Source organism: Streptomyces sp. NPDC006326 (assembly GCF_040612915.1).
In the GTDB taxonomy this organism is placed as follows: domain Bacteria; phylum Actinomycetota; class Actinomycetes; order Streptomycetales; family Streptomycetaceae; genus Streptomyces.
Genome location: NZ_JBEXRC010000011.1, coordinates 1 through 25,100 on the forward strand (window position 1 = coordinate 1; position 25,100 = coordinate 25,100).

Annotated in this window: 22 protein-coding genes, 5 tRNA genes and 2 pseudogenes; 20 read left to right on the top strand and 9 right to left on the bottom strand. The window is 71.6% G+C overall.

From position 1 onward, the window contains the following. The 4 genes and pseudogenes from ABZ128_RS11445 to ABZ128_RS11460 form a co-directional block, all read right to left on the bottom strand. Nucleotides 1–127 (bottom strand): annotated as a pseudogene (locus ABZ128_RS11445) (ATP-binding protein); the annotation flags it as partial. Then, complete coding sequence (locus ABZ128_RS11450) at nt 108–503, bottom strand: DUF742 domain-containing protein (RefSeq protein ID WP_356847674.1); 396 nt, start codon at nt 501–503, stop codon at nt 108–110. The gene ABZ128_RS11450 and the pseudogene ABZ128_RS11445, both read right to left, overlap by 20 nt. 148 nt (nt 504–651) lie before the next feature. Continuing rightward, nucleotides 652–1,065 (bottom strand): roadblock/LC7 domain-containing protein, encoded by a 414-nt coding sequence (locus tag ABZ128_RS11455; RefSeq protein WP_308407201.1) that lies wholly within the window; start codon nt 1,063–1,065, stop codon nt 652–654. Nucleotides 1,066–1,074: 9 nt separating this feature from the next. Then, nucleotides 1,075–4,776, bottom strand: a complete 3,702-nt coding sequence (locus ABZ128_RS11460) for a nitrate- and nitrite sensing domain-containing protein (RefSeq protein ID WP_356847675.1) — start codon at nt 4,774–4,776, stop codon at nt 1,075–1,077. 557 nt (nt 4,777–5,333) lie between these two features. On the opposite strand from ABZ128_RS11460, the gene ABZ128_RS11465 reads away from it, so the two are divergent. From ABZ128_RS11465 to ABZ128_RS11505, 9 genes are all read left to right on the top strand, one after another. Then, the gene (locus tag ABZ128_RS11465; protein WP_356847676.1) at nt 5,334–5,519 is read left to right on the top strand and encodes a hypothetical protein; all 186 of its coding nucleotides are present in this window, start codon (nt 5,334–5,336) and stop codon (nt 5,517–5,519) included. Nucleotides 5,520–5,616: 97 nt separating this feature from the next. Continuing rightward, nucleotides 5,617–6,405 carry a fumarylacetoacetate hydrolase family protein gene (locus tag ABZ128_RS11470; protein ID WP_356847677.1) on the top strand — a complete coding sequence of 263 codons (789 nt, stop codon included), beginning with the start codon at nt 5,617–5,619 and terminating at the stop codon, nt 6,403–6,405. After that, on the top strand, nt 6,398–7,873 hold the full coding sequence (gene gltX / locus ABZ128_RS11475; protein WP_356847678.1) for a glutamate--tRNA ligase: 1,476 nt from the start codon (nt 6,398–6,400) through the stop codon (nt 7,871–7,873). Before ABZ128_RS11470 ends, gltX begins: the two co-directional genes overlap by 8 nt. Nucleotides 7,874–8,008: 135 nt before the next feature. Continuing rightward, the gene (locus ABZ128_RS11480; RefSeq protein ID WP_356847680.1) at nt 8,009–8,737 is read left to right on the top strand and encodes an HAD family hydrolase; all 729 of its coding nucleotides are present in this window, start codon (nt 8,009–8,011) and stop codon (nt 8,735–8,737) included. An 86-nt stretch (nt 8,738–8,823) separates the two neighbouring features. Further along, nucleotides 8,824–8,895 (top strand) — tRNA-Gln (locus ABZ128_RS11485). 27 nt (nt 8,896–8,922) lie between these two features. Next, a tRNA-Glu gene (locus ABZ128_RS11490) sits at nt 8,923–8,995 on the top strand. Nucleotides 8,996–9,058: 63 nt separating this feature from the next. Next, a tRNA-Glu gene (locus tag ABZ128_RS11495) sits at nt 9,059–9,131 on the top strand. Between the two features lie 24 nt (nt 9,132–9,155). Beyond that, a tRNA-Gln gene (locus ABZ128_RS11500) sits at nt 9,156–9,227 on the top strand. Nucleotides 9,228–9,242: 15 nt separating this feature from the next. Next, nucleotides 9,243–9,315 (top strand) — tRNA-Glu (locus ABZ128_RS11505). Nucleotides 9,316–9,475: 160 nt separating this feature from the next. Here ABZ128_RS11505 and ndgR read toward each other — a convergent pair. After that, on the bottom strand, nt 9,476–10,192 hold the full coding sequence (gene ndgR, locus ABZ128_RS11510) for an IclR family transcriptional regulator NdgR (protein WP_356847681.1): 717 nt from the start codon (nt 10,190–10,192) through the stop codon (nt 9,476–9,478). A 184-nt stretch (nt 10,193–10,376) separates the two neighbouring features. On the opposite strand from ndgR, the gene leuC reads away from it, so the two are divergent. The 4 genes from leuC to ABZ128_RS11530 all read left to right on the top strand — a co-directional run bounded on the left by leuC (nt 10,377) and on the right by ABZ128_RS11530 (nt 13,579). Next, nucleotides 10,377–11,801, top strand: a complete 1,425-nt coding sequence (leuC, locus tag ABZ128_RS11515; protein ID WP_356847683.1) for a 3-isopropylmalate dehydratase large subunit — start codon at nt 10,377–10,379, stop codon at nt 11,799–11,801. A gap of 3 nt (nt 11,802–11,804) precedes the next feature. Continuing rightward, nucleotides 11,805–12,398, top strand: coding sequence for a 3-isopropylmalate dehydratase small subunit (leuD, locus tag ABZ128_RS11520; RefSeq protein ID WP_356847684.1), 594 nt, complete (start codon nt 11,805–11,807; stop codon nt 12,396–12,398). Nucleotides 12,399–12,535: 137 nt separating this feature from the next. Next, nucleotides 12,536–12,763 carry a hypothetical protein gene (locus ABZ128_RS11525; RefSeq protein ID WP_344170398.1) on the top strand — a complete coding sequence of 76 codons (228 nt, stop codon included), beginning with the start codon at nt 12,536–12,538 and terminating at the stop codon, nt 12,761–12,763. A 144-nt stretch (nt 12,764–12,907) separates the two neighbouring features. Then, complete coding sequence (locus tag ABZ128_RS11530) at nt 12,908–13,579, top strand: HU family DNA-binding protein (protein ID WP_356847686.1); 672 nt, start codon at nt 12,908–12,910, stop codon at nt 13,577–13,579. A 300-nt stretch (nt 13,580–13,879) separates the two neighbouring features. Here the strand turns inward: ABZ128_RS11530 and cofC are convergent. Further along, a pseudogene (gene cofC / locus ABZ128_RS11535) lies at nt 13,880–14,527 on the bottom strand (2-phospho-L-lactate guanylyltransferase); the annotation flags it as partial. A 196-nt stretch (nt 14,528–14,723) separates the two neighbouring features. Here cofC and ABZ128_RS11540 point away from each other — a divergent pair. Genes ABZ128_RS11540 through ABZ128_RS11550 form a run of 3 tightly spaced genes read left to right on the top strand, consistent with a single transcriptional unit; the run spans nt 14,724 to nt 17,680 of the window. Next, nucleotides 14,724–15,476 carry a lysophospholipid acyltransferase family protein gene (locus tag ABZ128_RS11540; RefSeq protein ID WP_356847688.1) on the top strand — a complete coding sequence of 251 codons (753 nt, stop codon included), beginning with the start codon at nt 14,724–14,726 and terminating at the stop codon, nt 15,474–15,476. Beyond that, entirely contained in the window at nt 15,473–16,483 is a 1,011-nt protein-coding gene (locus tag ABZ128_RS11545; RefSeq protein ID WP_356847689.1) for an NAD(P)H-dependent glycerol-3-phosphate dehydrogenase, read from the top strand. Before ABZ128_RS11540 ends, ABZ128_RS11545 begins: the two co-directional genes overlap by 4 nt. 39 nt (nt 16,484–16,522) lie before the next feature. After that, nucleotides 16,523–17,680 carry a D-alanine--D-alanine ligase family protein gene (locus ABZ128_RS11550; RefSeq protein ID WP_356847690.1) on the top strand — a complete coding sequence of 386 codons (1,158 nt, stop codon included), beginning with the start codon at nt 16,523–16,525 and terminating at the stop codon, nt 17,678–17,680. A 100-nt stretch (nt 17,681–17,780) separates the two neighbouring features. On the opposite strand, the gene ABZ128_RS11555 is transcribed toward ABZ128_RS11550, so the two are convergent. After that, nucleotides 17,781–18,281 (bottom strand): DUF3515 domain-containing protein, encoded by a 501-nt coding sequence (locus ABZ128_RS11555; protein WP_356847692.1) that lies wholly within the window; start codon nt 18,279–18,281, stop codon nt 17,781–17,783. Nucleotides 18,282–18,304: 23 nt separating this feature from the next. Further along, on the bottom strand, nt 18,305–18,538 hold the full coding sequence (locus tag ABZ128_RS11560; RefSeq protein ID WP_356847694.1) for an Lrp/AsnC ligand binding domain-containing protein: 234 nt from the start codon (nt 18,536–18,538) through the stop codon (nt 18,305–18,307). A 245-nt stretch (nt 18,539–18,783) separates the two neighbouring features. On the opposite strand from ABZ128_RS11560, the gene ABZ128_RS11565 reads away from it, so the two are divergent. Together ABZ128_RS11565 and thiD are read left to right on the top strand one after the other, a co-directional pair. Then, the gene (locus ABZ128_RS11565) at nt 18,784–19,767 is read left to right on the top strand and encodes a thiamine-phosphate kinase (RefSeq protein WP_356847696.1); all 984 of its coding nucleotides are present in this window, start codon (nt 18,784–18,786) and stop codon (nt 19,765–19,767) included. Then, nucleotides 19,764–20,567 (top strand): bifunctional hydroxymethylpyrimidine kinase/phosphomethylpyrimidine kinase, encoded by an 804-nt coding sequence (thiD, locus tag ABZ128_RS11570; RefSeq protein ID WP_356847697.1) that lies wholly within the window; start codon nt 19,764–19,766, stop codon nt 20,565–20,567. Before ABZ128_RS11565 ends, thiD begins: the two co-directional genes overlap by 4 nt. 148 nt (nt 20,568–20,715) lie before the next feature. On the opposite strand, the gene rpmB is transcribed toward thiD, so the two are convergent. Then, entirely contained in the window at nt 20,716–20,901 is a 186-nt protein-coding gene (rpmB, locus tag ABZ128_RS11575) for a 50S ribosomal protein L28 (protein ID WP_064070327.1), read from the bottom strand. Nucleotides 20,902–21,141: 240 nt separating this feature from the next. Between rpmB and ABZ128_RS11580 the strand changes: the two genes are divergently transcribed. Together ABZ128_RS11580 and recG are read left to right on the top strand one after the other, a co-directional pair. Next, nucleotides 21,142–22,824, top strand: coding sequence for a DAK2 domain-containing protein (locus ABZ128_RS11580; protein WP_356847845.1), 1,683 nt, complete (start codon nt 21,142–21,144; stop codon nt 22,822–22,824). A 16-nt stretch (nt 22,825–22,840) separates the two neighbouring features. Then, entirely contained in the window at nt 22,841–25,045 is a 2,205-nt protein-coding gene (gene recG, locus ABZ128_RS11585) for an ATP-dependent DNA helicase RecG (protein WP_356847698.1), read from the top strand. Nucleotides 25,046–25,100: the final 55 nt, after the last annotated feature.

The window sequence follows — 25,100 nt, forward strand, 5'->3', positions numbered from 1 at the left end:
TCTCGGAGACCGCGCCGACGAACGTGGTCTTGCCCACGCCGAAGCCGCCCGCCACCACGATCTTCGCGGAGGTGGTGGAGCGAGCCGCTCCGCCGGCAGAACCTCCGTTAGAGCTTGCGAAGTCCACTGAGCACCCTTTCGAGCAGCGTTACGTCCGGCGTGCCGCCGGCCTCTCCATTGCCCGGCTGGTGGATGGCCACCATGCCGGCTTCGGCCAGGTCGGCGACGAGGATCCGCGCGACGCCGAGCGGCATCGACAGCAGTGCGGAGACCTCCGCGACCGACTTGACCTCGCGGCACAGCGTGCAGATGCGCTGGTGCTCGGGCAGCAGGGTGGACAGGTGCATCGGATCGGCCGTGGTGCTGACCAGCGCCTCGATGGCGAGCTGGTAGCGCGGTCGGGTCCGTCCGCCGGTCATCGCGTACGGGCGTACGAGCGGCTGGTCGCCTTCCGAGTACGACGAGTCGCCGTACGCATCGGGGTAGGCGGGGGGCGGGGTCATTGATCCTCCGGGCTGGACAGCAGTGGTCAGCGTGCCGTCTGACGGGGCGGCCGGTGGGGGGACGGGATGACGGCCTGGCGGTGGTACTGGAATCCGGGGAAACCCCGGTCCCCCGGCCGGAAGTACCGTCCGGCCGGGAGATGGGACGTCAGATGAGCAGGCTTCCCTGGAGCTCCGAGCGCAGTTCCGGGGTGAGGACACTGCCGGCACGGTCCACGAGGAGGGCCATCTCGTAGCCCACGAGGCCGATGTCGCACTCGGGGTGCGCGAGGACCGCGAGCGAGGACCCGTCGGAGACGGACATGAGGAAGAGGAATCCCCGGTCCATCTCGACCACGGTCTGGTTGACGGCGCCACCCTCGAAGATGCGGGAGGCTCCGGCGGTCAGCGACGTCAGACCGGAGGCCACGGCCGCCAGCTGATCGGCGCGGTCGCGCGGGAAGCCCTCGGACATCGCCAGAAGGAGGCCGTCGGCGGAGACCACCACCGTGTGGGACACCCCGGGGGTGTTGTCCACGAAGTTGGTGATCAACCAGTTCAGGTTCTGTGCCGCCTGGCTCATCGAACTCAACTAACGCTCCTGCTGGTAAGTGGGGTCGATGTGGTAACTGCCGGTCGCCGGGCCGTTGTTTCCGGCCTGACGACCCTGCTGGATACCGCGTCGGAGGTTCGTCAGACGGCCGCGGACGTCGTCCGGTGCACGCGAGACCTGCGGACCGGGCTGCGCGTCGGTCTGCTGCTGCGCCGTGCCGGCCACGAGGTTCGCCCGCGGTACCCGGCGGGGCAGCCCCGAGGTGGTGATGCCGCCGGCAGCGGGCTGGCGCACGCGCTCGGCCTGCCGCATCAGCTCGTCGTTCGGCGAGGACCGCCAGCTGACGGTCGGCGTGCTGCCGGTCGCCGGGGCGGACTCGGCCGCGAGCTCCTGGCCGCGCTGGGGCAGCGGCTGCTGCGACCGCTGGCGCTGGGCCGGGGCGGCCTGCTGCTGCGGGGGTGCGGCCGGAGCCTGCCCGGAGGCCTGCGCGCCCTCCTGGCTGAACCAGTTCGACTCCAGGGTGTCGAAGATCGGGCTGCGGGCGTCACCGGGGCCGGTGGCCGGCGGCAGGGCCTCCGGCTGGCTGGCCTGCGGCAGCTGCGGGGCCGGAGCGTAGCCGCCGGGCTGCTGGGCCTGCGGCTGCGGGGCGTAGCCGCCGACACCGGGGCCGCCGGGCCGGGGGGCCTGGAAGTCCTGGCGGGCGAACTGGCCCGTGGTGGAGGCGTCCGCCGGGCCGCGCAGCTCCGGGCGCTCGAACTGGCCCGTGGCGGACGGGCCCAGCGGGTTGCGTACGTCGGGACGCTCGAACTGGCCGGTGGTGCCGGCGCCGCCACCCGCCTGCGGGCGCGGGGCGTTGAAGTCCGGTCGCGGGAACTCGGCCGTGGCCCCGGGGCCCGAGAGCTCGTCGTGGCCGCGCGGGACCTCCTGGCCGCCGTGCCGGGCAGCCGGATCGGCGCCCCAGCTGGTGGCCTGCGGCGCCCCGGCGGGGGAGCCGCCCGTACCCGGGAGCTCCGGACGCGCGGCGCCACCGCGCGGCGGCAGCTGCGGCCGGGGGCCGCGCTGGGCCGGTGCGCCGGGCGCCTGGGCCGGGGAGCCCGGTCCTGCGGAAGCTGCGGGCTGCGGCGGCTGCGGCCGCTCGAAGCCGTTGCCCTGCGGGAAGCCGCCGGGGGCGGAAGGAGCGGAGGGTGCCGAAGGAGCCTGGGGCGCGGGCGCCGGACGCTGCTGCTGACCGCCGGCCGGACCACGGCCCGGCAGCGGAGCACCGCCGAAGCCGCCCTGGGCCTGGCCGGTCGGCGCGGCCGGAGCACCCTGCGGGCGCCCGCCCGGGCCTGCCTGCGGACGGCCGCCCGGTCCGCCCTGGAGGGCGGCGCGCTGTCCGCCGCCGGCGACCTGGCCGCGCTGCGGGGCCGCGCCCACGGGCTGGCGTGCACCGCCGCCCGGACCGGAGCCCTGCGCGGCGGGACCGCCCTGGCCGCCGGGACCGGCGGAACCGGGACCGCCCTGGCCGCCCTGGCCCGGCATCGGACCCGGCTTCTTGCCGCCCTGGGCGACGTCCACCGGGAGCATGACGAGGGCCGTGGTGCCACCCGAGTCGGAGGGGCGCAGCTGGATGCGGATGCCGTGTCGCAGGGACAGGCGGCCGACCACGAACAGGCCCATGCGGCGGGAGACGGAGACGTCCACGGTCGGCGGCGAGGCGAGCCGCTCGTTGATCGCGGCGAGGTCCTCGGGGGAGAGGCCGATGCCGGTGTCGTGGATCTCGACGAGCACCCGGCCGTCGGGCAGCGCGTGACCGGTGACCTTGACCTTGGTCTGCGGGGAGGAGAACGACGTGGCGTTCTCCAGCAGCTCGGCGAGCAGGTGCACGAGGTCGTTGACGACGCGGCCGGCGACGTCGGTGCCGGGCACCGACGCCAGTTCGATGCGCTCGTACTGCTCCACCTCGGACGCGGCGGCACGGAGCACGTCGACGAGCGGGACGGGGCGGGTCCACCGGCGGCCCGGCTCCTCGCCCGCGAGGACGAGGAGGTTTTCGCCGTTACGGCGCATACGGGTCGCGAGGTGGTCGAGCTTGAAGAGCGAGGACAGCTGGTCCGGGTCGGCCTCGCGCGACTCCAGCTCGGAGATGAGCGAGAGCTGGCGCTGGATGAGGCCCTGGGAACGGCGCGAGAGGTTGGTGAACATCGCGTTGACGTTGCCCCGCAGCAGGGCCTGCTCGGCGGCGAGGCGGACGGCCTCGCGGTGCACGTCGTCGAAGGCCGCGGCCACCTGGCCGATCTCGTCGCGGGTGTGCAGGCCGACCGACTCCACGGACGTGTCCACGTCCTGCGGGTCCGACTCGGACAGCTGCTTGACGAGCTCGGGGAGGCGGTCCTGGGCGACCCGGGTCGCGGTGTCCTGGAGGCGGCGCAGCGAGCGGATCATCGAGCGGGCCATGACGAAGGCGCCGACGAGGGAGACACCGAGGACGAGGAGGATCAGCGCACCGTTGATGATGGCGTCGCGCTGCGACTCGTTCTTGAGCTCGCGGGCCTTCTGCTCCATGTCTTCGAGCAGCGTGAGCTCGATGACCTTCATGGCCTGGATCTTGGTGTCGTCCGCGTCGTACCAGTCCAGCCAGGAGCGGTACTGCTGCTCCTTGGCGAACTGGCCCTGGGTGGACAGGACGCGGCGGGTGTAGTGGTCGGCCTTGCCGATCTCCGCGTTGCTGTCGCCGAGCGACGCGAGGAGTTCCTCGGGCTTGCCCTGGTAGACGAGCTCGAAGGTCTTCTTCGCCTGGCTCTCGCCGCGCAGCGCGGAGAGGGCGTACAGGCGGTCGTTCTCGGTCAGGTTGCCCTGCTTCTCGTTGCTGTCGGGCAGCGAGGCGGAGATGACGGCGCGCTGGATGGAGGCGTACTCCTTGGCGGAGGAGAAGGCCGCCAGGGCGCGGGTACGCTTGATCATCTCCGGGTTGGAGGTGGCCTGGGCCATGTCCTGGGAGAGCGAGAGCAGCGAGACGATCAGCGCGTTGTACTCGGTGACGGTCTGCTGGGCACCGTTCTGGTACGCCTTCTTGCGGATCTCCTCGATGCCGGTGAGCTGGCGGCCGATCTGCAGGATGTTGTTGCGGATCGACTTGAGGGTCTCGTCCTTGTCCTCCGTGCCGTCGACCTTGTCGGTCGCGGCGGCGAAGGCCTTGGCGGCGGCGTCGGTCTGGTCGCGGACGCCCTGGACGAGGCTGTTCGCCTTGCCGTCCTTGGTCACCGACATCGGACCGGCCGACTTGTCCCGCTCCTCCTGGAGCATGGCGGCCAGGTTGGTGGCCTGCCGGGTCATGGTCGTCAGCAGCTGCATGTGCTCCAGCTGTGCGATGTCGTTGAGCGAGTCGTTGATGCGGAAGCCACCGAGCGTGGTGGCGGCGACGACCGGCAGGGTCAGCAGCGACACCAGTCGCGTGCTGATGCGCCAGTTCTGCATGTGCAGACGGGACCCGGGCCCGGGAGGGGCCTTGGGTATCGCCGTGTCCTGGCCGGCCGGTTCCTCGCCGGGCGCCTTGCCCTTCAGGCTGCGGCGGCCCTTCGCCCTCACGGTGGCGGAGGAGTCGGCTCCTGCGCCTTCGACAGCCGGCCCGCGGTTCTGGGCGTGCTGGGGCGAGGAGCCACGGTCGGTCCCGCCGCGCGGTTCCTGCTCCGACGCAGCTTCCCCTCGGCCCTGGTGGGCCTGGGGAGAACCCTTGCCATCCCTCTTGAATCGTCCCTGCACTAGCGTCGCAACCTCTGGACCAGGCGTCCCGCCGGGCGACCGGCGGAACGGTGTCGAGTCGTGGGGCGCTTGCGGCCCCATGGTGGTCGTCGGTGACCGGCGCGTCTCCCTCTCGTTGCCGCCGTGGGCGGCGCTCTCTCGCGCCACCTGCGCGCCGGCTGTTCCCGCGGCGGTCCCGCGAATTCCAGCACAGTGGCGGATCTCCAACAAGGTGCGCGTGTCGGCCCGCAGCGTCGATTCCGTACGGTGACGGACTGACCACGAAGCGTGGGACCGCTTTCAGGATGAATCGGACTTACGTCATTCAAACGTGCGGGGTGTCAAGGTGTCCCAGTCGAGATGATCAGGAGCGGAATGACGCATTCAGTGGCGCAATGTCCGTTTCGGGGGCCGGAATTGACTGCCACTTATGTCCGGATTGCCTGCTGGCTGGTGAGCAAACTCACATAGCCGTGGCCATTACTTCCCGGTTCCGTGAGGGATTCGGATGTTTAGCCTTGCCCTTTAAAGGGTTGGCAACCGCCATCCGCCCCGCGAGCCGAGGACCCCGTACTCCGATGAAGACGACGATGATGTTCCGCAACATAGCCAACCCCCGCCGCACCACCCTCGCGCACCTGAAGGACGCCGAGGAGCTGCAGGCGACCGCGGCCCCGGAGCACTCCGTCGAGCTCCCCGCCCAGACGGCCAACCCGCGCCGCACCGTCCTCATGGACGCGCCCGTCGCCCCCGCCGCGCAGTAGTCCCCGGCGAAAGGAACGCCAAGCGCCGCTGCCTGCCGCGTTAGCCTGGAGTCCGCAGACTCCAGCCAGCGGAAATACAGAGGGGCAGACGCAACACGTGCGCATCGCCAGGTTTTCCATCGACGGCAATGTCGCGTTCGGCGCGGTCGAGGGCAGCACGGCCCCGGGCGCCGAGGGTGAGCTCGTCCTCGACATCATCAAGGGCATCCCGTTCGCGGACTTCGAGCTCTCGGGCACGAAGGTCCCGCTGAGCAAGGTCCGGCTGCTGCCGCCCGTGCTCCCGAACAAGGTCGTGGCCATCGGCCGCAACTACGCGGAGCACGCGGCGGAGCTGGGCCACGAGGTCCCCGACGCCCCGATCACCTTCTTCAAGCCCTCCACCTCGGTGGTCGGCCCGGGCGACCCCATCACGTACCCGTCCTTCTCCCAGGACCTCCACCACGAGGCGGAGCTCGCCGTGGTCATCGGCCGCATGTGCCGCGAGGTCCCCAGGGAGCGCGTCAAGGACGTCATCTTCGGCTACACCTGCGCGAACGACGTCACCGCGCGCGACGTGCAGCAGCGTGAGCAGCAGTGGGCCCGCGCCAAGGGCTTCGACAGCTCCTGCCCCCTCGGCCCGTGGATCGAGACCGACCTGGACCCGGCCGACCTGACCATCCAGTGCACGGTCAACGGCGAACAGCGCCAGCTCGGCCGCACCGGTGACATGGTCCGCTCCATCGAGGACCTGGTCGTCCACATCACCGAGGCCATGACGCTGCTCCCGGGCGACGTCATCCTCACGGGGACCCCGGCCGGAGTCGGCCCCCTCAACGTCGGCGACGAGGTCGCCGTCACCATCGAAGGCATCGGCACTCTCACCAACAAGGTGATCAAGCGTGGTTAACGGACCCGTCCGCGTACGTTTCTGTCCCTCCCCGACCGGCAACCCCCACGTGGGCCTGGTCCGCACCGCCCTGTTCAACTGGGCGTTCGCCCGCCACCACGGCGGTACGTTCGTCTTCCGCATCGAGGACACCGACGCGGCCCGTGACTCCGAGGAGTCCTACGACCAGCTCCTCGACTCGCTGCGCTGGCTCGGCTTCACCTGGGACGAGGGCCCCGAGGTCGGCGGGCCGCACGCGCCCTACCGCCAGTCGCAGCGCATGGAGATCTACGCGGACGTCGCGAAGAAGCTCAAGGACGCCGGCTACGCGTACGACTGCTACTGCACCACCGAGGAGCTCGACGCCCGCCGCGCCGCCGCCCGCGCGGCCGGCAAGCCCTCCGGTTACGACGGCCACTGCCGCGAGCTGACCACCGTCCAGCTGGAGGCCTACCAGGGTGAGCACCGCTCCTCGATCGTCCGCTTCCGGATGCCCGACGAGCCGATCACCTTCACCGACCTGGTCCGCGGCGAGCTGACCTTCACCCCGGAGAACGTGCCGGACTTCGGCATCCTGCGGGCCAACGGCGCGCCGCTCTACACGCTCGTCAACCCCGTCGACGACGCGCTGATGGAGATCACCCACGTGCTGCGCGGCGAGGACCTGCTGTCCTCCACCCCGCGGCAGATCGCGCTCTACAAGGCGCTGATCGAGCTGGGCATCGCCAAGGGCGTCCCGGAGTTCGGCCACCTGCCGTACGTCATGGGCGAGGGCAACAAGAAGCTCTCCAAGCGCGACCCGGAGTCCTCGCTCAACCTGTACCGCGAGCGCGGCTTCCTGCCCGAGGGCCTGCTGAACTACCTCTCGCTCCTCGGCTGGTCCTTCTCCAAGGACCAGGACATCTTCTCGATCGAGGAGATGGTGGCGAAGTTCGACATCCCGGACGTGAACGCGAACCCGGCGCGCTTCGACATCAAGAAGGCCGAGGCGATCAACGCCGACCACATCCGCCTGCTGGACCCGAAGGCCTTCGCCGACGCCTGCACCCCGTGGCTCCAGGCGCCGCACGCCAACTGGGAGCCGGCGGACTTCGACCCCGAGGCCTGGGCGGCCATCGCGCCGTACGCCCAGACCCGCGTGACCGTCCTGTCGGACATCACCGCCAACGTCGACTTCCTGTTTCGCAAGGAGCCGGTCGAGGACCAGGCGTCGTGGGACAAGGCGATGAAGGGCGAGCCCGCGGCCCTGCTGACGAGCGTGCGCGCCCGGCTGGAGACGGCCGACTGGAGCGACCCGGAGTCCCTCAAGCAGGCCGTCCTGGCCGCCGGCGAGGCCCACGGCCTCAAGCTGGGCAAGGCCCAGGCCCCGGTCCGCGTGGCCGTCACCGGCCGCACGGTCGGCCTGCCGCTCTTCGAGTCCCTCCAGATCCTGGGCCGGGAGCGGTCCCTGGCCCGCATCGACGCGGCGCTGGCCAAGCTGGCCGCGTAAGACGACGCGCATCCCCGCAGGGGGCGGCGGCCGGTTTCCCGGTCCGCCGCCCCCTGCGGCCTTGTCCCGGCCCCCGTGTGACGGACTTCTCCGCCGTGGCCGCGCAGGGCGGGTCCGCGGCGTAGATTCGGCGGTATGCCGATCCGTGCCGTCCTGTGGGACATCGACGACACCCTCTTCGACTACACCGGTGCGGACACCGCCGGACTGGCGCAGCACCTCGCCGTGGAGGGCCTGGACGGGAAGTACGGGACCGCGGCGGAGGCGCTCGCGCTGTGGCGCCGGCTCACCGACCGCCACTGGGCGCGCTTCGCGGCCGGGGAGGTCAGCTTCCCCGGGCAGCGCCGGGACCGGGTGCGGGACTTCCTCGGGGCCCCCGGCATGGACGACGCCGAGGCCCAGGGCTGGTTCGACCGCTACGTGGAGCACTACAAGGCCGCCTGGGCGCTGTTCCCGGACGTGGTGCCCGTACTCGACCTCCTGGCCGGCCGGTACCGGCACGGGGTGGTCTCGAACTCCTCCAGCGCCAACCAGGACCCCAAGCTGCGCAGCCTCGGGCTGCGCGAGCGCTTCGAGGCGCTGGTGTGTGCCGCCGAGATCGGGGTCAGCAAGCCCGAGGCGGCGGCCTTCCTCGCGGGCTGCGACGCGCTCGGGCTGGCCCCGGGCGACGTGGCGTACGTGGGGGACCAGCCGGAGATCGACGCGCGCGGCGCCCGCGACGCGGGACTGACGGCGGTGTGGCTCGACCGGGACGGCACCCGCGGCCCGGGGCCCGAGGGCGTGCACCGGATCGCCGGGCTCGCCCAGCTCCCGGACCTGCTGGCCGCAGATACCCGTTTTGGAGCACGGTCAGGCATCCGGTAATGTTCTTTCTGCGCCGCCGGAGCGGGCCGAAAGGCCGGACGGAGACGCCACTCAAAAGAAAGTCCCGCAGAGGGCTTGACTTTTGGTGGGGTATAGTGTAATTGGCAACACGAGGGTTTCTGGTTCCCTTATTCTAGGTTCGAGTCCTGGTACCCCAGCGCAGTGCAGCAGTAACGCAGTGCTTTGCCCCCGTTGTGTAGCGGCCTAGCACGCCGCCCTCTCAAGGCGGTAGCGCCGGTTCGAATCCGGTCGGGGGTACAGATCCTTCCCGCAAGGTCTCCATTGGGTAGCTCCCGGACGTCTTGATGCAGGATCGCTAGGGCCCCCGTTGTGTAGCGGCCTAGCACGCCGCCCTCTCAAGGCGGTAGCGCCGGTTCGAATCCGGTCGGGGGTACTGTTGGTCTGGTATAGACCACATTGGGCTATGGTGTAATTGGCAACACGAAGGTTTCTGGTTCCTTTGTTCTAGGTTCGAGTCCTGGTAGCCCAGCGCAGTAACAAGCAAGCCCCCGTTGTGTAGCGGCCTAGCACGCCGCCCTCTCAAGGCGGTAGCGCCGGTTCGAATCCGGTCGGGGGTACGCACTGAAGAGGCCCTCCGCGTTCATAGCGGAGGGCCTCTTCGTCGTGTGCGGCGCCGGCCGCGGCAGACGTAAGTACGGGCCCGGCGGCGCGTGTTCGGACGTGTGCGGCGTCGTACGCGCCCCCGGGCCCGGGGGAGTGGAAAGAAGGGTCGCAGGCTCAGGCGCTGCGGCGCAGCGCCTCGGTCAGGCGGGCCGCCGCGTCGATGACGGCCTGGGCGTGCATCCGGCCGGGGTGGCGGGTCAGGCGCTCGATCGGACCGGAGACCGACACGGCGGCCACCACCCGGTTCGACGGCCCGCGCACCGGTGCCGAGACGGAGGCCACACCGGGCTCCCGCTCGCCGATCGACTGCGCCCAGCCGCGGCGCCGGACGCCCGACAGGGCCGTCGCCGTGAAGCGCGCGCCCTGGAGGCCGCGGTGCAGCCGCTCGGGCTCCTCCCAGGCCATCAGGATCTGCGCGGCCGAGCCGGCCTTCATCGGGAGCGTGGAGCCCACCGGGACGGTGTCCCGCAGGCCCGACAGCCGCTCCGCCGCGGCCACGCAGATGCGCATGTCGCCCTGACGCCGGTAGAGCTGCGCGCTCTCCCCGGTCACGTCGCGGAGGTGGGTGAGTACCGGTCCCGCCGTGGCCAGCAGACGGTCCTCACCGGCCGCGGCGGCGAGCTCCGCCAGCCGCGGTCCGAGGATGAACCGGCCCTGCATGTCCCTCGCCACCATCCGGTGGTGTTCCAGTGCCACGGCCAGGCGATGTGCCGTGGGTCGTGCGAGCCCTGTCGCCGCGACCAGCCCGGCGAGGGTGGCCGGACCGGACTCCAGTGCGCTCAGTACCAGAGCTGCCTTGTCGAGAACGCCGACGCCGCTAGAGTTGTCCATGAAACGATATTCACGTCTCACACTGTGAAACGCAAGTTCAATTTTTCCAAGAACCAGCGAGTCTGTATGTGCGGGTCCACGAATCACTGGGTCCGAGCCGTCGTCCGGCACGTGGGGTACGGACGATCCGGCGCACCAGATCTCTATGAAGCGCCGGCCGACGAGGCCGGCCGGAGGGAAAGCGATGGGTAGGACACTCGCGGAGAAGGTCTGGGACGACCATGTCGTCCGGCGCGCCGAGGGCGAGCCCGACCTCCTCTTCATTGATCTGCACCTGCTGCACGAGGTGACCAGCCCCCAGGCCTTCGAGGGCCTGCGGCAGGCCGGCCGCAAGGTCCGGCGGCTCGACCTCACCATCGCGACCGAGGACCACAACACCCCCACCATCGACATCGACAAGCCGATCGCCGACCCGGTCTCCCGGGCCCAGCTGGAGACGCTGCGCAAGAACTGCGCGGAGTTCGGCGTACGCCTGCACTCGCTCGGCGACGTCGAGCAGGGTGTCGTCCACGTGGTGGGACCGCAGCTGGGCCTGACCCAGCCCGGCACCACCGTGGTCTGCGGCGACTCGCACACCTCGACGCACGGCGCCTTCGGTGCGCTGGCCTTCGGTATCGGCACCAGCCAGGTCGAGCACGTGCTGGCCACCCAGACGCTGCCGCTGGCCCGCCCCAAGACGATGGCGATCACCGTCACCGGCGAGCTGGCCGAGGGCGTCACCGCGAAGGACCTGATCCTGGCGATCATCGCCAAGATCGGTACCGGTGGCGGTCAGGGCTACGTCCTGGAGTACCGCGGCGAGGCCGTCGAGAAGCTGTCGATGGAAGCCCGCATGACCATCTGCAACATGTCGATCGAGGCCGGCGCCCGCGCCGGCATGATCGCCCCCGACCAGACGACCTTCGACTACCTGGAGGGCCGCGACCACGCCCCGAAGGGCGAGGAGTGGGACGCGGCGGTCGCGTACTGGAAGACCCTGCGCACCGACGAGGACGCGGTCTTCGACGCCGAGGTCGTCATCGACGGCTCCGCACTGTCGCCGTTCGTCACCTGGGGCACCAACCCGGGCCAGGGCGCCCCGCTGTCCGCCAGCGTCCCCGACCCGGCTTCGTACGAGGACGCTTCGGAGCGCCTGGCCGCCGAAAAGGCCCTGGAGTACATGGGGTTGACCGCCGGGCAGCCGCTGCGGGACATCAGGGTCGACACCGTCTTCGTAGGTTCCTGCACCAACGGGCGCATCGAGGACCTGCGCGCCGTCGCGGGCATCATCGAGGGCCGCAAAGTCGCCGACGGCGTACGGATGCTGGTCGTCCCCGGCTCCGTCCGGGTCGCCCTGCAGGCCGTCGAGGAGGGCCTGGACAAGGTCTTCAAGGAAGCCGGGGCCGAATGGCGGCACGCGGGCTGCTCGATGTGCCTGGGCATGAACCCCGACCAACTGGCCCCCGGTGAGCGCTCCGCGTCCACCTCCAACCGCAACTTCGAGGGCCGCCAGGGCAAGGGCGGGCGCACCCACCTGGTCTCCCCGCAGGTGGCCGCCGCGACCGCGGTACTGGGCCACCTGGCCTCGCCCGCCGACCTGTCCGACGTCACCGCCCCCGCCGGAGTCTGAATCATGGAAGCCTTCACCACGCACACCGGCCGGGCCGTCCCGCTGCGCCGCAGCAACGTCGACACCGACCAGATCATCCCGGCCCACTGGCTGAAGAAGATCACCCGCGACGGGTTCGAGGACGGGCTCTTCGAGGCCTGGCGCAAGGACCCGGAGTTCGTCACCAACCGCCCGGAGCGCGCCGGGGCGACCGTGCTCGTCGCCGGCCCGGACTTCGGGACCGGTTCCTCGCGCGAGCACGCCGTCTGGGCCCTGCAGAACTTCGGGTTCAAGGCGGTCATCTCCTCCCGGTTCGCCGACATCTTCCGCGGCAACTCGCTGAAGAACGGTCTGCTGACGGTGGTCCTGCCGCAGGAGACGGTCGACCGGCTGTGGGAGCTGACCGAGGCCGACCCCGAGGCCGAGGTGACGGTCGACCTCGTGGCCCGCCAGGTCCGCGCGGCAGGCATCGAGGCGGAGTTCGAACTCGACGACAACGCCCGCTGGCGTCTGCTGGAGGGTCTGGACGACATCTCGCTCACCCTTCAGAACGAAGCCGACATCGCCGCGTACGAAAGCGCCCGGCCCACCTACAAGCCGCGTACGATTCGAGCCTGATTCCGGCCTGATCAGCGCTTATTCACCTTTGGGTGATCGCATCGCCCCCGCTGTGCCCCCCGTCTTCCGGCGGGGGGCACAGCTGTGTGTTGAGGCCCCGTGAGGCGACAACTCGCCCCAGATGGCACAATCTGTGCATGGAACGCGACAGTCAACTTGAGCTCTACGAACTCGTCGCGGACCGGTTGAAAGAAGCACATGCAAGGGTGCGCGCGCTGCAAGTCCCGGAGGGCGTAAGGATGGCGCTGTCCCGGAAGCTGTTGGTCGCCACTGCCGCGGCGAAGCATGATCTCGCCGACGCGGCAAGGCGCCTGGACAGGTTGATGAAGGACCTCGACGAGGGTCGATTCCCTGAAGGCGACTGATGCGAAGGAACTCCGTAACGGACTGCACCGTTGCGGCACTAGGGTGATTAGCCCGTTTCGTGTTTGATTTGCGGTATATATCCGCCTAACGTGCGAAATAAGCTTGAACACATTCGTTCTGGCGAAGTCTCCGAAGGGGAAGACGTGAACAAGGCGCAGCTCGTAGAAGCGATTGCCGACAAGCTGGGCGGCCGCCAGCAGGCCGCCGACGCTGTCGACGCGGTACTGGACGCCATGGTCCGCGCGGTGGTCGCGGGCGACCGGGTCTCGGTCACGGGCTTCGGCTCGTTCGAGAAGGTCGACCGTCCGGCCCGTTACGCCCGCAACCCGCAGACGGGTGAGCGCGTCCGGGTCAAGAAGACCTCGGTTCCCCGCTTCCGCGCGGGTCAGGGCTTCAAGGACCTGGTCGCCGGCACCAAGAAGCTGCCCAAGGGCGGCGAGGTGTCCGTCAAGAAGGCCCCCAAGGGCAGCCTGACCGGAGGCGCTTCCGTGACGGTCAAGAAGGCCGCGGCCAAGAAGGCCACCACCGCCAAGAAGGCGGCGGCCAAGACCACGGCCGCGAAGAAGACCACCGCGAAGAAGACCACCGCCACCGCGAAGAAGACGACGGCCAAGACGGCCACCGCGAAGACCACGGCGGCCAAGAAGAGCACCCCCACGGCGAAGAAGGCCGCGGCCACGGCCAAGAAGACCACCGCCACGGCCAAGAAGACGGCTCCGGCGGCCAAGAAGGCCACCGCGAAGACCACGGCGCCCGCCAAGAAGACGACGGCGCGCAAGACCACCGCGAAGAAGACCACGGCCCGCAAGAAGTAAGGTCGCAGGTCACACACGCCGGGCCGGTTTCCCTTCCGGGGAAACCGGCCCGCGGTGCGTTCCGCAGGACTGTTCCTGCAGGTCAGAGGGGCTGGCTCAGAAGGTCTGGAGGGTGACCAGCGTGATCCGCAGAGCGGCCCCCTCGCCCTCCGTCTCGATCCGAACCCGCTGCCCCGGACGCAGCAGCCGCAGGCCTCCCGCCTCGAACGCCGGGGCCTCGAAGGGCACCGGGGTGCCGTCGTCCAGCAGCACACTGCCGCTGTGGGTCTGGGAGTCGTACGTGTACGCGGTCGCCTGCATACCGGCACTGTATCGGGCCGTGTGAGGGCCCACGCCGAGGGCGAGGGCGGTCCGCAGGTCCGCGGCCGTGTCCACGTCCCGGCGCACGCTGTCCACGTCCGCCAGGGCGATTTCGGCGGCCCCCGACGCCGAATGGCGGGCCCGCGACGGGCCGCCGAACGCGGGTGCCAATTCCACGTGCGGGGCAGCGGAAAGCAAGGTCGTTCCGATTCCCGCCGCATCCGCCAGAAATGCCCGGGGAAATACCGAAGCGGCTTCGAGCACGCGTAGCAATTCCGGGGGCCGCAGCGCGGGGAGATCCGCGTTCATCGCCGCGACCGCCGCCCGGGGGCGCCCCGTGCGTATCGCGCGCGCCCCGTGGGCCAGCGCCGCGTTGAGCCCGGCGCCCGGGGCGTCCGGCACGATCCGGGCCCCCAGCCGGGCCAGTTCCGCCCCGGCCCCGGCGTCGTCCGTGACGACCACCACATCCGAGACGGCCGCGCAGGCCAGCGCACCGGCCACCGTGTCCTGCGCGAACGCCAGCGCGAGCCCCGGCCGGGCCCCGCCCACGGCGGCCGCGAGACGGCTCTTGGCCACCGAGAGCGGCTTCAGCGGGACCACCAGACTCCAGACGGCGTTCGTGACGGACCCCTTCCCCGCGGTGTGCAGTCGGCCATGCCCGGACCACGGCCAGGTCACGGCCCGGTCATGCATCGGCCCATTGTCACCTCTGCCCGGGCAACCCGGGGGTACGGCGGTGCGGGCGGGGCGTACGGTGTTCTCGACAGAGACCGGACCCGGCACCACACGCGTCCGGCCGACGAGGTGCCCAAGCCGCGCACCGGTCCTAGAGGAAGGTGTCCGAGTGTCCCGCCGCAGAATCGGCTTCTGGTACCGCCTGGCGGCGGTCATCGCAAAACCGCCGTTGACGGTGCTCTTCAAGCGGGACTGGCGGGGAATGGAGCACATTCCGGCCGACGGGGGCTTTATCACCGTCGTCAATCACAACTCGTATCTGGACCCGCTCTCCTACGCGCACTTCCAGTACAACACCGGCCGGGTGCCCCGATTGCTCGCGAAGGCCGCCCTCTTCAAGGTGCCTTTCGTCGGCTCGATCCTGCGCGGGTCCGGGCAGATCCCCGTCTACCGCGAGACCACCAACGCCCTGGACGCATTCCGGGCCGCCGTGGCCGCGATCGAGAGCGGCGAATGCGTCGCCTTTTATCCGGAGGGCACCCTCACCCGGGATCCGGACATGTGGCCGATGGCCGGCAAGACCGGCGCGGCCCGCGTCGCACTGATGACCAGGGCGCCCGTCATTCCGGTGGCCCAGTGGGGCGCGAACCTCGCGATGCCGCCCTACGCCAAGGAGGACAAGGTCCGCCTGTTCCCCCGCAAGACCCTCCAGGTGCTCGCCGGACCGCCCCTCGACCTCTCCGAGTTCTACGACCGGGAGCCCACCCCGGACGTGCTCAAGGAGGTCACCGAGATCATCATGGCCGCCATCACCGGGCTGCTGGAGGAACTGCGCGGCGAGAAGGCGCCCGAGCAGCCCTACGACCACCGCAAGGCCAGGGCGGAACAGCGGCGCAAGGCCGCGGGGGAGGACAAGAAGTGACACGTCCCGTGAAGGCGGCCGTCTTCGGAACCGGCTCCTGGGGCACCGCCTTCGGCATGGTGCTCGCCGACGCAGGCTGCGAGGTGACCCTCTGGGGCCGCCGCCAGGAGGTGGTCGACGCCATCAACACCGGCCGGACCAACCCGGACTACTTCCCCGGGGTGGAACTCCCGGCGGCCGTCCGCGCCACCACCGACCCGGCGGAAGCCGCCCGCGACGCCGACTTCGCGGTCCTCGCCGTCCCCTCGCAGACCCTGCGCGGCAACCTCGCCGCATGGGCGCCCCTGCTGCCTCCCGACGCCGTGCTCGTGTCCCTGATGAAGGGCATCGAACTGGGCACCGCCAAGCGGATGAGCGAGGTCATCGAGGAGGTCGCCAAGGTCCCGGCCGAGCGCGTCGCCGTCGTCACCGGTCCCAACCTGGCCCGCGAGATCGCCGCCCGGCAGCCCGCGGCCGCCGTCGTCGCCTGCTCCGACGAGGCCGTCGCCCGGCGCCTCCAGGCGGCCTGCCACACCCCGTACTTCCGCCCCTACACCAGCACCGACGTGATCGGCTGCGAGCTCGGCGGCGCCGTCAAGAACGTCATCGGCCTCGCCGTCGGCATCGCGGACGGCATGGGCCTGGGCGACAACACCAAGGGCTCGCTCATCACCCGGGGCCTGGCCGAGGCGACCCGCCTGGGCATGGCGATGGGAGCCGACCCGCTCACCTTCTCCGGCCTCGCCGGTCTGGGCGACCTCGTCGCCACCTGCTCCTCGCCGCTGTCCCGGAACCACACCTTCGGCACCAACCTCGGACGCGGGATGACCCTGGAGGAGACCATCGCGGTCACCAGCCAGACCGCCGAGGGCGTCAAGTCCTGCCAGTCGGTGGCCGATCTGGCCCGCCGCCACGGAGTGGACATGCCGATCACCGACACGGTGGTCGAGATCGTCCACCACGGCAAGCCGCCGCTGGTCGCACTGAAGGAACTGATGGCGCGCAGCGCCAAACCGGAACGCCGCTGACTCCTTTCCGGACGTCCGAGCGGGTACTCTCGTGGCGATATGAGCAGCGAGAACCTCCCCCAGACCCCTGAGCAGCAGGGCCGCAAGCCCCGCGTGGCCGTCGTGTTCGGCGGCCGCAGCTCGGAACACGCCATCTCGGTCGTCACGGCGGGCGCGGTGCTGCGCTCGATCGACCGCTCCAAGTACGAGGTGCTGCCCATCGGCATCACCACCGACGGCCGGTGGGCGCTGACCGCCGACGCGCCCGAGCGGATGGCCATCGCCGACCGCCGGCTCCCGAGCGTCGCGGAGCTCTCGGAGTCGGAGGAGGGCGCCGTCGTGCTCTCCGTCGACCCGGCGAGCCGCGAGGTCGTCTACACCGAGCCGGGAGCCGTTCCCAAGGCCCTGGGCGAGGTCGACGTCGTCTTCCCGGTGCTGCACGGCCCGTACGGCGAGGACGGCACCCTGCAGGGCCTGCTGGAGCTCTCCGGCGTCCCGTACGTCGGCTCGGGCGTCCTCGCCTCGGCCGTCGGCCAGGACAAGGAGTACATGAAGCGGGTCTTCACCTCCTTCGGCCTGCCCGTCGGGCCGTACGTGACCATCCGCCCCCGCGAGTGGGAGGCCGACCGGGACGCCGCCAAGGCCAGGATCCTGGACTTCGCGGGCGAGCACGGCTGGCCGCTCTTCATCAAGCCCGCCCGGGCCGGCTCCTCCATCGGCATCACCAAGGTGGACGACGCCTCCGGCCTGGACGAGGCGATCCGCGAGGCCCAGCGCCACGACCCGAAGATCATCGTGGAGGCGCTGCTGCGCGGCCGCGAGATCGAGTGCGGCGTGCTGGAGTTCGAGGACGGGCCGCGCGCCAGCGCGCCCGCCGAGATCCCGCCGGTCTCCAGCCACGACTTCTACGACTTCGAGGCGAAGTACATCGACTCCGCCTCCGGGATCGTGCCCGCCCCGCTCACCCCGGAGCAGACCGCCGAGGTGCAGCGGCTCGCGATCGAGGCCTTCGAGGCGGCGTCCTGCGAGGGCCTGGTGCGCGCCGACTTCTTCCTCACCGAGGACGGCACCTTCGTCATCAACGAGATCAACACGATGCCGGGCTTCACGCCGATCTCCATGTACCCCCGTATGTGGCAGGAGTCGGGCGTCGCCTATCCGGAGCTGGTGGACCGCCTGATCCAGGCCGCCCTGCGCCGCTCCACCGGCCTGCGCTAGCCGCCCCGTACGGCACGCACCCGTACACGCCGACCGCCCGCCGGGGATCCCGGCGGGCGGTCGGCGCGAGGCGGGCCGGCAGGGCCGGCGCGGCGGGGGATCAGTACGAGGAGATCCCCTCGGGGACGGTCTCGGCCACGGCGGTGGACAGCCCGACCAGCATCCCCGCATCCGTGGCATGCTCCTTGTCGACCCGGACCTGCGTGTACGCCAGGCGCATCCCGGTGGTGAACCGGAAACCCCCGCCGGCGTCGTCGGGGAGCTCCTCCAGCAGCCAGGCCACGCCGTTCACGTGGACGCCCTCCTGCTTCGGATCGGCCATCTCCGCGGGCTTGGGGATGCCGCACCGCAGTACGATCGCCGAGCCGCCCCACGCGGCGGTCAGGTCGGACTCCGGGTCCGTGGGGGTCCGCGCCAGGCCGGCCACCTTCTCCGGGAGTCTGCCGTGCAGCGCCGCACAGAACCCCGCGACGTCGGCGGGCGGCGCGGGCGGCGGATCCACCCGGGCCTGCGCGCCGCCCGGGGTACAGCCCGCGAGGGCCAGTACGGCGGCCAGGGCGGTCAGAGCGGGCACACGGACGGGCCGGCGGTGGAGGGACATCACCGGCCAAGAGTAGACGGGGGCTACAGATGGACCACCGGGCAGGTCAGGGTGCGGGTGATCCCCTCCACCTGCTGCACCTTGGCGACGACCATGCGGCCGAGCTCGTCCACGGTCTCGGCCTGGGCGCGCACGATCACGTCGTAGGGGCCCGTCACGTCCTCCGCCTGGATCACCCCCGCGATCTGGCTGATGGACTCGGCGACGAACGACGCCTTGCCCACCTCGGTCTGGATGAGGATGTACGCCTGTACCACGGAACCTCCAGGGCGGCCACGAGGATCGAGTCCCCTAACCTTCGGGTGGGCCCTGGAATTGCGGGCGGGCCCGGGGAAGAAGGGACGCCACGGTACCGCGTCGCCGAGCGCCGCGGGGAGACCCGCGAGCCCGGTGCCACGCACAGCGGGGCGTACGGAGAGCAGAAGTTGACGTATCTGTTGACGGTACCCAGAGCTGTGACGGCTCGCGACCGCAAGCGGACTGGGCAAGAAGGGGCACAGCGATGAAGGGCACTGTGGGCGAGCTGGGGGAGTTCGGGCTCATTCGGGAGCTCACCTCACGGCTCACCACCACCCCGGCGGTCCGGCTCGGACCCGGCGACGACGCCGCGGTGGTGTCGGCCCCCGACCGGCGGGTCGTGGCGAGCACGGACATCCTCCTGGAGGGCAGGCACTTCCGGCGCGACTGGTCCACGGCCTACGACGTCGGCCGCAAGGCCGCCGCGCAGAACCTCGCCGACATCGCCGCCATGGGCGCGGTGCCGACCGCGCTGCTGCTCGGCCTCGTCGTCCCGGCCGAGCTCCCGGTCACCTGGCCCACCGAGCTCATGGACGGTCTGCGCGACGAATGCCAGGTCGCCGGAGCGGCCGTGGTCGGCGGGGACGTGGTCCGCGGCGACACGATCACCGTGTCCATCACCGCCCTCGGCGACCTGCGCAACCACGAGCCCGTCCTGCGCTCCGGCGCCCAGCCCGGCGACGTCGTGGCCGTCACCGGCTGGCTGGGCTGGTCCGCGGCCGGATACGCCGTGCTCTCGCGCGGCTTCCGCTCCCCGCGCGCCTTCGTCGAGGCCCACCGGCGCCCCGAACCGCCCTACCACGCCGGCCCCGCCGCCGCCGGACTCGGCGCCACCGCCATGACCGACGTCAGCGACGGACTCATCGCCGACCTCGGGCACATCGCGGAGGCCAGCAAGGTACGGATCGACCTGCGCTCGGCGGCCGTGGACATCCCGACCCAGATGCACGACATCGGGCAGGCCGTCGGCGTCGACCCCTTGCAGTGGGTGCTCACCGGGGGAGAGGATCACGCCATCGTGGCGACCTTCCCGCCCGACGTGAAACTGCCGGCCCGCTGGAAGGTCATCGGGGAGGTCCTGAACCGCTCCGCGCTGCCCCAGGTGACCGTGGACGGCGCGCCCTGGACGAGCACCGGCGGCTGGGACCACTTCGGCTCCGACCCGTCCACCGAGGAGACCTGCCGATGAGCGACGCGCCACCGCTGTGCCTGACCGTTGCGGGGTCCGACTCCGGCGGTGGCGCCGGAATCCAGGCCGACCTCAAGACCATGCTGGCGCTCGGCGTGCACGGGATGAGCGTGGTGACCGCCGTGACCGCGCAGAACTCCCTGGGCGTCCACGGGGTCTGGGAGCTGCCCGCCGAGGCCGTGACGGCCCAGTACCGGGCCGTGGCCGACGACATCGGCGTACAGGCCGTCAAGACCGGCATGCTGGCCTCCGCCGCGCTGGTGGAGACGGTCGCCGAGCTGCTGGCCGGCACCGGGGCCCCCGCCGTCGTGGACCCGGTCGGGGTCTCCAAGCACGGGGACGCGCTGCTGGCCGCCTCGGCCCTGGACGCCGTACGCCGGGAACTGCTGCCGCGGGCCACCGTCGCCACCCCCAACCTGAACGAGGTCCGGCAGCTCACGGGCCTGGACGTGGAGAGCGAGGACGACATGCGGCGGGCCGCCGACGCCGTCCTCGGGTACGGACCCGAGTGGGTGCTGGTCAAGGGCGGCCACCTGGCCGCCCACGGCGGTGAGGCCGCCGACCTGCTCACCGACGGGGACACCCTGCTGTGGCTGCGGGCCCCGCGCCACGACAACCGGCACACCCACGGCACCGGCTGCACCCTCGCCTCCGCGGTGGCGGCCGGCCTCGCCAAGGGGCAGGACGTGCCGCAGGCCGTGATGGAGGCCAAGGAGTACGTCACCGGAGCCATCGCGGCCGGCTTCGCGCTCGGCGGCGGCATCGGCCCGGTGGACCACGCCTGGCAGTGGAACCGCTGAGCCGGCGGACCCGACGGCGTACGACCACCGCGTCACGGGACGCGGTGGTCCGCCCGCATCCGGTTCCGGGCAAGGCAAAAGGCCGGTCCACGAGGTGGACCGGCCTTCTTGGCAACCGGAAAGGGCTGCGCTACGACGACGGGAGGCGTCAGCGCGAGACCTTGCCGGCCTTGATGCACGAGGTGCAGGCGTTGAGGCGCTTCGGCGTCCCACTGACCACGGCACGGACGCGCTGGATGTTCGGGTTCCAGCGACGGGACGTACGGCGGTGCGAGTGCGAGATGTTGTTGCCGAAGCCCGGCCCCTTGCCGCAAACGTCGCAGTTGGCAGCCACAGGTCACTCCAAAGACTTCAGATGCACTTACAGTGAAATCCGGCGCACCGGATCAGAGATCTGAAGTGGTTTGCCGGGGGAATGGCCCGACTTTCATCGGGCAACCGGAGCAGCATACAACGACTGCTCCCGTCCAAGAAAACTACCATGGCCGCCGCCGGGCCCGCCCGCGGTCCCGGCGACCGGCCCGCCCTTGGTTACCCTGCGGTGAACCCTGGCCCGCACGAGGAGGAACGCCCGGTGCCGCACGAGCCGCAGCCGCAGCCCGCCGACGAGCTCGACGCCGAAGCGGTGCGCACCTGGAGCTCCCTGGCCGTGGCCGCGCTGGGCCGGGCGCGCGAGGACATCGACGCGATCAACGTCTACCCCGTCGCGGACGCGGACACCGGCACCAACCTCCACCTCACCGCGGAATCCGCGCACCGCGCGGTCGCACACGCCTTCACCGGCGCCCCCGCGGACGTGAGCGGGGCCGCACCGGAGTCGGGGCCCCCGAAGCCCTCCCTCGCCGAGGCGGTACGGGCGTACGCGCACGGCGCCCTCATAGGCGCGCGGGGCAACTCCGGGACGATCCTCGCCCAGCTGCTGCGCGGCGTGGCCGACGTGCTGGGCGACGAGCCCGGCGACCGCGGACCGGCCAGGCTGCTGGCCGAGGCGCTGACCCGGGCCGCCGAGGAGGCGTACGAGGCGGTCGCGCACCCCGTCGAGGGCACCATGCTCACCGTCGCCGCCGCGGCGGCACGGGCCGGCCAAGCCGCCGCGGCCTCCGCCGGCAGCACCGCCGACGTGGCCCGGGCCGCCTACGACGGAGCCCGCACCGCCCTCGCCGAGACCCCTCGGCAGCTGGCCGAGCTGGGCCGGGCCGGGGTGGTCGACGCCGGGGGCAGCGGGCTGGTCGCCGTCCTGGGCGCCCTGTGGCAGGCGCTGTCCGGCCAGGCCCCCGCCCCCGAGGCGATCCGCGGCCGGGCCGTGCCCGTACCGCAGACGCCGCAGCCCTGCGACGCGCAGGAGCACGGCGGGCCCGCGTACGAGGTGATCTACCTGCTGGAGGCGGCCGAACCGGCCGTGGCCGAGCTGAGGGCCCGTCTCGACGGACTCGGGGACTCCCTCGTGGTGGTCGGCGGCGACGGGCTGTGGAACGTGCACGTGCACGTCGACGACCCCGGCGCGGCCGTGGAGGCCGGCGTGGTCGCCGGGCGGCCCTACCGGATCCGCATCACCCACTTCGGCGACGAGCGGCGCCGGGCGCGCGGCGAACGCGCCCAGCGGGCCGTGGTCGCCGTGGTCCCGGGCGAGGGACTGGCCGTGCTGTGCGAGGAGGCCGGCGCCACCACCGTCCTCGTCCGCGCCGGCGAGGCGCCCGATGCCGCCGAACTGGCCGAGGCCGTCCGGCGCGCCCACGCCCGCGAGGTGGTGCTGCTGCCCGGAGGCGCCGAACAGCGCGCGGCCGCGGCCGCCGCTGCCGAACAGGCCCGCGCCGACGGGGTCCGCGTGGCCGTGATCCCCACCCGGTCCGCGGTCCAGGCCCTGGCCGCCCTCGCCGTCCACGACCCGGACGCCGGCTTCGACGAGGACGTCGTCGCCATGACCGCGGCGGCCGGCGCCACCCGCTACGGGGAACTCGCCGTGGCCGAACGGCAGTCCTTCACCTCCGCGGGCATCTGCCAGGCCGGGGACGTGCTCGGGCTCATCGACGGCGACGTCGCCGTCATCGGCTCCGGCCTGTCCGAGACCGCCGAGGCGGTCCTGGACCGCATGCTGGGCTCCGGCGGCGAACTGGTCACCCTGGTCCTCGGCCCCGAGGTGCCCGACACCCTCGCCGCCCGCCTGGAGGCCCACGTACAGCACGGGCACCTGGCGGTGGACACCGTCACCTACCGGGGCGGGCGGTACTCGGCGCCCCTGCTCATCGGAGTCGAATAGCGGACTTGTCGGTGCCATGGTGTGCAATGAACACGTGCCCGCGCTCGACGAAGACCTCAAGAAGACGCTCGGCCCCGCCACCGCCAAGGTGCTGGCCGAGCAGCTCGGCCTGCACACGGTCCTGGACCTGCTCCACCACTATCCGCGGCGGTACGCCGAGCGCGGGGAGCTGACCTCTCTGACCGAGCTCGCCGACCAGATCGACGAGCACGTGACGGTCGTCGCCCAGGTCGCCGACGCCCGGATCCTGACCTTCAACGGCGGCCGCGGAAAACGCCTGGAGGTGACCATCACCGACGGCAGCGGCCGGCTCCAACTGGTCTTCTTCGGCGCGGGCGTCCACAAACCGCACAAGGAGCTGCTGCCCGGCACCCGCGCGATGTTCGCCGGCAAGGTCTCCCTGTTCAACCGCAAGCTCCAGCTGGCCCACCCCGCGTACGAGCCGCTGGGCGCCGAGGCCGGGGAGTCCGACGCGGCGGCCGCCTTCGCCAACCAGCTCATCCCGATCTACCCGGCCTGCAAGCAGCTGGAGTCCTGGAAGATCTCCAAGGCCGTGGACGCGGTCCTGCCCCGCGCCCGCGAGGCCGTGGACCCGCTGCCCGGTGCGCTGCGCGACGACCGGGCCCTGATCCCGCTCACCGAGGCCCTGCTGAAGATCCACCGGCCCGCCGCCAAGGCCGACGTCGAGGACGCCCGCCGGCGGCTGAAATGGGACGAGGCGTTCGTCCTCCAGGCCGCCCTGGCCCGCCGCCGGCACGCCGACTCCCTGCTGCCCGCGGTCCCGCGCCGGCCCTCCCCGGGCGGCCTGCTCGACGCCTTCGACGCCAAGCTGCCCTTCACCCTCACCGAAGGCCAGCAGACGGTCTCGAAGGAGATCTTCGACGACCTGGCCACCGAGCACCCCATGCACCGCCTCCTCCAGGGCGAGGTCGGCAGCGGGAAGACCATGGTCGCGCTGCGCGCCATGCTCGCCGTCGTGGACAGCGGCGGGCAGGCCGCGATGCTCGCCCCCACCGAGGTGCTCGCCCAGCAGCACCACCGCTCCATCACCGAGATGATGGGCGACCTCGCAGAAGCCGGCATGCTCGGCGGCTCCGACCGGGGCACCAAGGTGGTGCTGCTCACCGGCTCCATGGGGACGGCCGCCCGCCGCCAGGCCCTGCTCGACCTGGTCACCGGCGAGGCCGGCCTCGTGATCGGCACGCACGCGCTCATCGAGGACAAGGTGCAGTTCCACGACCTCGGCCTGGTCGTCGTCGACGAACAGCACCGCTTCGGCGTGGAGCAGCGCGACGCGCTGCGCTCGAAGGGCAAACAGCCGCCGCACCTGCTGGTGATGACGGCGACCCCGATTCCCCGCACCGTGGCGATGACCGTCTTCGGCGACCTGGAGACCTCCGTCCTCGACCAGCTGCCCGCCGGGCGCTCGCCTATCGCCACCCACGTGGTGCCCGCCAAGGACAAACCGCACTTCCTGGCCCGGGCCTGGGAGCGGGTCCGCGAGGAGGTGGAGAACGGCCACCAGGCGTACGTGGTGTGCCCGCGCATCGGCGACGGGGACGACGAGCCGAAGAAGAAGCCCTCCGCCGAGGACGAGGCCGAGAAGCGGCCGCCGCTGGCCGTCCTCGACATCGCGGAGCAGCTGGTCCGCGGCCCGCTCGCCGGACTCGCGGTCGAGGTGCTGCACGGCCGGATGGACCCGGCCGACAAGGACGAGGTGATGCGTCGCTTCGCCGCCGGCGAGGTCAAGGTCCTGGTCGCCACCACCGTCATCGAGGTCGGGGTGAACGTCCCCAACTCCACGGTCATGGTCATCATGGACGCCGACCGCTTCGGCGTCTCCCAGCTCCACCAGCTGCGCGGCCGCGTCGGCCGGGGCTCCGCACCCGGCCTGTGCCTGCTGGTCAGCGAGATGCACGAGGCCAGTCCGGCCCGGGCCCGGCTCGCCGCCGTCGCCGCCACCCTCGACGGCTTCGAGCTCTCCCGGATCGACCTGGAGCAGCGCCGCGAGGGCGATGTGCTCGGCCAGGCCCAGTCGGGCGTCCGCTCCTCGCTGCGCATGCTCGCCGTCATCGAGGACGAGGAGATCATCGCCCAGGCCCGGGAGGAGGCCACCCGCGTGGTCGCCGCGGACCCGGAGCTGGAGCGGCTGCCCGGCCTGAAGGCCGCGCTCGACGCCCTGCTCGACACCGAACGCGAGCAGTACCTGGAGAAGGGCTGAGCGGTACGGCCCGCGGCGGCACGACCTATCGTGGGAGCCGCAGTACCGCAGTACC